7 protein-coding genes and 2 tRNA genes are annotated in these 5315 nt (G+C 33.3%); 5 read left to right on the top strand and 4 right to left on the bottom strand.

Translation table 11 applies throughout. The features are described 5' to 3' along the window. A partial coding sequence (locus tag ENL20_03895; GenBank protein HHE37697.1) for a class I SAM-dependent methyltransferase occupies positions 1-557 on the top strand: 557 nt, incomplete at its 5' end. A 319-nt stretch (positions 558-876) separates the two neighbouring features. Here the strand turns inward: ENL20_03895 and ENL20_03890 are convergent. After that, on the bottom strand, positions 877-1854 hold the full coding sequence (locus ENL20_03890) for a DHH family phosphoesterase (GenBank protein ID HHE37696.1): 978 nt from the start codon (positions 1852-1854) through the stop codon (positions 877-879). Positions 1855-1906: 52 nt separating this feature from the next. Continuing rightward, on the bottom strand, positions 1907-2461 hold the full coding sequence (locus tag ENL20_03885) for an HD domain-containing protein (GenBank protein HHE37695.1): 555 nt from the start codon (positions 2459-2461) through the stop codon (positions 1907-1909). 346 nt (positions 2462-2807) lie between these two features. On the opposite strand from ENL20_03885, the gene ENL20_03880 reads away from it, so the two are divergent. Continuing rightward, positions 2808-2882: transfer RNA gene (locus ENL20_03880), tRNA-Ala, on the top strand. Positions 2883-2927: 45 nt separating this feature from the next. After that, a tRNA-Ile gene (locus tag ENL20_03875) sits at positions 2928-3002 on the top strand. A gap of 224 nt (positions 3003-3226) precedes the next feature. On the opposite strand, the gene ENL20_03870 is transcribed toward ENL20_03875, so the two are convergent. Next, a complete protein-coding gene (locus tag ENL20_03870; GenBank protein ID HHE37694.1) occupies positions 3227-3430 on the bottom strand; it encodes a DUF167 domain-containing protein in 204 nt (67 codons plus the stop codon). A gap of 98 nt (positions 3431-3528) precedes the next feature. Here ENL20_03870 and ENL20_03865 point away from each other — a divergent pair, with 98 nt between their 5' ends. Both ENL20_03865 and rpsI read left to right on the top strand, forming a co-directional pair. Continuing rightward, complete coding sequence (locus ENL20_03865) at positions 3529-3942, top strand: 50S ribosomal protein L13 (protein ID HHE37693.1); 414 nt, start codon at positions 3529-3531, stop codon at positions 3940-3942. Further along, positions 3942-4331 carry a 30S ribosomal protein S9 gene (rpsI, locus tag ENL20_03860; protein HHE37692.1) on the top strand — a complete coding sequence of 130 codons (390 nt, stop codon included), beginning with the start codon at positions 3942-3944 and terminating at the stop codon, positions 4329-4331. Before ENL20_03865 ends, rpsI begins: the two co-directional genes overlap by 1 nt. Here the strand turns inward: rpsI and ENL20_03855 are convergent, their stop codons facing one another. Continuing rightward, complete coding sequence (locus ENL20_03855; protein ID HHE37691.1) at positions 4332-5090, bottom strand: hypothetical protein; 759 nt, start codon at positions 5088-5090, stop codon at positions 4332-4334. Between the last annotated feature and the right edge of the window lie 225 nt (positions 5091-5315).

The following is a 5315-nucleotide window of genomic DNA, read 5'->3' as shown; positions in this document are numbered from 1 at the left end:
TTATTAGATATACGAAACCGGGAGATTTGGTGGTTGATCCGATGTGTGGAAGTGGAACAACAATTGATGTTTGTAAAGAGGAAGGAAGAAGAGTTATAGGCTATGATATCGCACCCACAAGACCAGATATAATTCAAAATGATGCCAGAAAGATTCCATTGCCAGATAACTCTGTTGATATGGTTTTTATTGATTCTCCGTATGGAGATAATGTGAAATATTCTGATCATCCTGATTGTATAGGAAAAATTTCTGCTGAAAAAGAGGAATTTTATCAAGAATTAGAGAAAGTTGCCAAGGAGATATATAGAATTTTGAAACAAGGAAAAATTATCGGTTGGTTAATTGGCGACCATTGGAGAAAGAAATCTGGATTCATTCCTGTCGGTTTCAAAATTTATCAAATGTTAGAGAAATATTTTGAGCCTGTTGATGTTATTTGTGTGGTAAGAAGGAACCAAAGATCAAACACAAAAATTTGGGAACAAAGAGCTTTAAAATATAATTTCTATTTGAGAGGATTTAAGTATTTGTTTATTATGAGAAAAGTTGTATAGTAAAACTTGTTAAAACAAGTATCTTCTGTGTTTTTGTCTTTTAACTTTTACAGCTAACCAATCACTTTGCAAAAAATTATAAAAATAATTTATCTACTTTAAATATTATGGCCGAAATGGTGTAGTTGGTAGCATAAGAGACTGTGGATGAACTTCAAAAAGTTCAATCATTTGTCATATCTTCGCCTTCGGCTCGATATGCCTGCAGAAATCTCTTGGGAGGGGTTCGAGTCTGGCGATCGAAGATTTACTTTTTCGGTTTGCCACAGAAAATCCCCTTTTCGGCCTTTAAGTTTCGTTAACTTTTCTTTTTGCAATATTATCCAATGCATTGATTTTTAAATTTTTCAACTTCAGAAATAAATTCCTCCTTGAAAATTTCAATTTTATCTCTTTTTATTCTTGCTCCCGCCGCTTTTCTGTGACCTCCCCCATCTCCGCCACAAAATTCGGCGACTTTTTTTGCGATCTCTCCGAGATTTATTTCTGTGTTTGTCCTGATACTGATATTGCAGGAATCTTCAAAAACAGAATAAGCAACGACAATCGCATCTTTGTTTTTTTCCAAAATCTGGGTTGCAATAATTGATTTTATGTTATAAGGCGAAATTACTTCTACAAAAATAATGTTTCCTTCTTTCTCTATTTTATTATTTGATTTTGAAATTTCGTTTTGTATAATGTTGTAACATTCTTTTAAATAAGGATTCTGGACAACTTCTTTGCTTGATTTTGCATTCAGCAATATATCCAATATTTTATATTCTTTATCATGTTCTACCAGAGTGGCGGAGAAAATATAATCAGAAATTAAATCCAATTCTTCCCTGTTTTCAAAATTGTCAACAAATTTTCTGCAAAATTCAGAATTCTCATCTCCTTTATCTCCAATTACGCCAACGGCTGCGATCCATTTTGTTTCTTCCATATTCTCAAGTTCGGAGCAAACTTCGTAAACGAGATATGAAGCGGGAATATAACTTTTTGGATCTTTTTCTCTTGGATTGTAAAAAGGCATTTTCGGTTTTTTATTAAACTGATGATGATCTATTATTAAACTGTTCTCCGATATAAATTTTAAGGCATTATCTAGACTGATATCAAGAAAAATCATTGTTTTAGCTTTTTCTACTTCTTTCAGAGGAACTTCTTTTAATTCATAAGTATATTTTATTCCCTTCTTTCTCAGAAAATTTATCAAAATTACCAGAGCACAGATTCCATCGACATCCTTATGAGATATAATTTTAACTTCTTCTCCTAGATTTTTAAGAAATTCTACCGCTTCCTCTTTCATTTTATTCGCTTTCTGAATATGCAAAAATTTTCAATTTCAGATAAATCATCCTTCATATTTCAGCATTTAAGGTTTCCTTTAGTAATTCCTTTAAATAAGCATCTGTGTAAGCATCAATTGTATCGGCAAAATGCACGATCATCGCTTCCAGAATCAATCCCTCCAATTTCAAATGGTTTAAAACAATGTGAATAACTTCTTCGGGAAAATTTCTCGCATACAATTCGCAACCAATCAACTCTTCATGACTAATTAATTTTCCGACCAGTTCATAATTTCTTCCCTTTTTTTTGAAGTCAAAAACCCTCATCAAATCGTGAAGCAATGCTCCGGCAATTACATAATCTTTGTTTATTTTGCAATATTTTTGATCAATGAAATCGGCAATTTTTATCGACAGCTCTGTAACATTTCTCGTATGCCTTATTAATCCTCCCTTCTCCATGTGATGTTCAAATCCTTTATATCCACCAGGACATTCCTCCAATTTGATTTGCTTATAATTCAAATTTTTATTACTCAATTTGATTTCTTTGAGCAAATTTGTGGTTTTTTCCCTCAATTCCCCATCCTCAATTTTGTCAGCCAATTTAAGCAACTCATTCATAAAGTAATTTAATAAAATTAAATATGGGCCTGTAGCTCAGTTTGGTTAGAGCGCCGGTCTTATAAGGCCAGAAGGCATTTTGCCTTTTCAGCTCTAGCGTAAAAGCCGGAGGTCAAGAGAGCGGATGGAAAAACTTCCTGCCTTGATTTCAAATCTCTTCAGGCCCATTTTTAAAATTTTATCAGGATATGGAAAGAGAAATTAAAGGACTATTCAGACAATAGAAATTATAAAAGATTTTTGTTAAATTATGGGCGAGTAGTTCAGTTAAACCTTTTATTGATTATATTGGAAAAAAGGATTAAGCGAAAATTTCGGGGAAATTAATTGATTAATAAGAGACCCTGTAAAAGGTTTAGGATACTGGTAGAATGCCGCCTTGGCATGGCGGAGGCCGGGGGTTCAAATCCCCCCTCGTCCATATCAACCTTCAATATTTGACTTTTAATCTATTTAATTATATTATGGACCAGTAGCTCAGCTTGGTTAGAGCGCCACGCTGATAACGTGGAGGTCGCAAGTTCAAATCTTGCCTGGTCCAATTATTTTTAATTAATATAATTATCAACTTTCCACTTCAAAATCTCTTTATAACTTGTCTGTATATTTCTAAACTATCTTTTCCGATTCCTTGTATTGTGAATTTTTTCCAGCGCCATCCTTTTTGCTTAATCAGTTAATCCATTCAATATTTTCATTTGTTCCTCCGCATCCGATTTCTCCATGCCAAACCAATCAGTTATTTCACAAACATGAAAAAATTTGTCAGTATATTTCAATAGATTTTCTTTTGCTCTTAAATCCTTTGATTATTTTAATCTTTTTTCCGAAGTGTTTTGAGAGCACTTTCACAACCTCTGAATTGGCCTTGTTATTTTCCGGTTTTGATTTGACTTTCACAATCAGAATTCCGTTTTCTTTTACTTCGGATTTTTTTGAGTTCGGAATTACAATAATATCCCTCTTCATAAATGAATATTCATTATTAAAACTTTTGCGGAAAAAACCGGATTTACCTGTTTGCAATCTTCATTTTAGAAACTTAAATTTTTTTTGTAAATTTAAAAATGGAAGTTATAGACGCAAAAAACACTATTCTTGGAAGAATGGCAACAGAAGTTGCAAAAAAAGCCATGAGTGGAGAGGAAATTGCAATTATAAATTCCGAGTTTGCAGTAATTTCCGGAAAAAAGGAAGACATATTTAAAAAATATCTGGAGAGAAAGCAGAGAGGAACTCCGCAGCACGGACCATTTTTTCCTTCAAGCCCGGACCAAATTGTTAGAAGAACGATCAGGGGAATGCTTCCCTACAAGACAAAAAAAGGAAAGGAAGCTTTCAGAAGAATAAAAACCTATGTTGGAATTCCAGAAAAATATAAAAATATGGAATGCAGGAAAATTGGAAAACAGATTGACAAATTAAAATGTAATTTTGTCTTTATTCACGAATTAAGTAAATTTTTAAATGGTAAAAAATAATGGGTAAAATATTTGTTGGCAGGAGAAAAAGAGCGGTTGCGAGAGTAAGAGTGGAAAAAGGAGAAAGAAATATTATTGTAAACCACACCCCTATTGAAAATTTTCCAAAGATTGCGCAATTAAAAATTCTCGAACCTCTTTTAATTGCGGGAAACGAAAACTTTAAGATAAGTGCAAATGTGAGAGGAGGAGGCATAATGGGTCAGGCGGAGGCAATTGCTCAGGGAATTGCAAAGGGATTGGTTTCTTTGGAGGGAGAAGAACTGAAAAGAAAATTTCTAGATTATGACAGAAATTTGTTGATTCCCGATGTGAGAAGAACCGAACCGCACAAACCTTCAAGAAGCAAAAAAGGTCCGAGAAGGCACAAACAGAGAAGCAAGAGGTAATTATTTTTTGATCATTTCGTATAATAACAGACGATAATCCTTATTATCAGATTTATTTATTGATGAATCTCCGTAAGTTTTAAAAACATTTTCAACAAAATCGTCCTCATCGCTGCCCAACAATTCTTTTATTACTGATCCGCTTTTTATACTTTTTAGATCTTGCATATCTGTATCCAAAGGCACCAGCGTTAATCCTTCCGGATAGGCGGAATTATTTTTGATATAAACAAATCCCATTTTTTCTGTATTTAATTTCTGTATTTTTTTTCTGCCAAGTACAAATCTTCCAGTAATTCTGGAAAGTTCTCCTGGTTTTTTCAGGCGTCCCGTCAATATATGATCAGAATAATTTCTTAAATCAGTATAGGGAATCTCATTTTCATCTGAAAAACAACTCTCAAAGAGTTTTTCATCTTCTTTTTTTAACCAGAATCTCGCAAATATTTTTGGCATATCAATTTTTTTATAAAAATCTATACGAAATACGTCTTCCCCATCTCCTTTGGTTGTTGTGACTTCCTCCTCTTCTTCGGATGTTTCCGGGTTTTTAATTCCATAAGCAATAATTTCTTCCCCATTTCCTAATCTGTTGATCAGGTTTTCCGAATTCAGAACTCTTACTTTTGTAGACCCAGAATAAGATTTCAAATAAATTGAATTTTCTGTGTCTTGAGGGTAAATAACCTTGCACTCAACCATCAAGGAAGTATTGTCACCTCCCTTTTCGAAACCATCCACCGCTCTATATACCTTCATAATTCTCTTTAAAAATTTAAAATATTCATTTATGAGAAATACAAAAAAGTTTCTAAATATGAGTGTTTTTTCTTGATCAAGATGATTTATTTAGGTCCGGCAGGGATACCAACAATTACAAGGGGAGATACGCTTCGGGGAATTAAAGATGTAAAAAAATTGGGATTGAATGCGATGGAACTTGAATTTGTCAGGGGCATTTATCTGAAAAAAGAAGAGGCGGTT

This window comes from Candidatus Cloacimonadota bacterium (genome assembly GCA_011372345.1).
Taxonomy (GTDB): Bacteria; Cloacimonadota; Cloacimonadia; order Cloacimonadales; family TCS61; genus DRTC01.
Note: the sequence above shows the minus strand (reverse complement) of the source record. Positions and strands in the feature narration are given on the sequence as shown.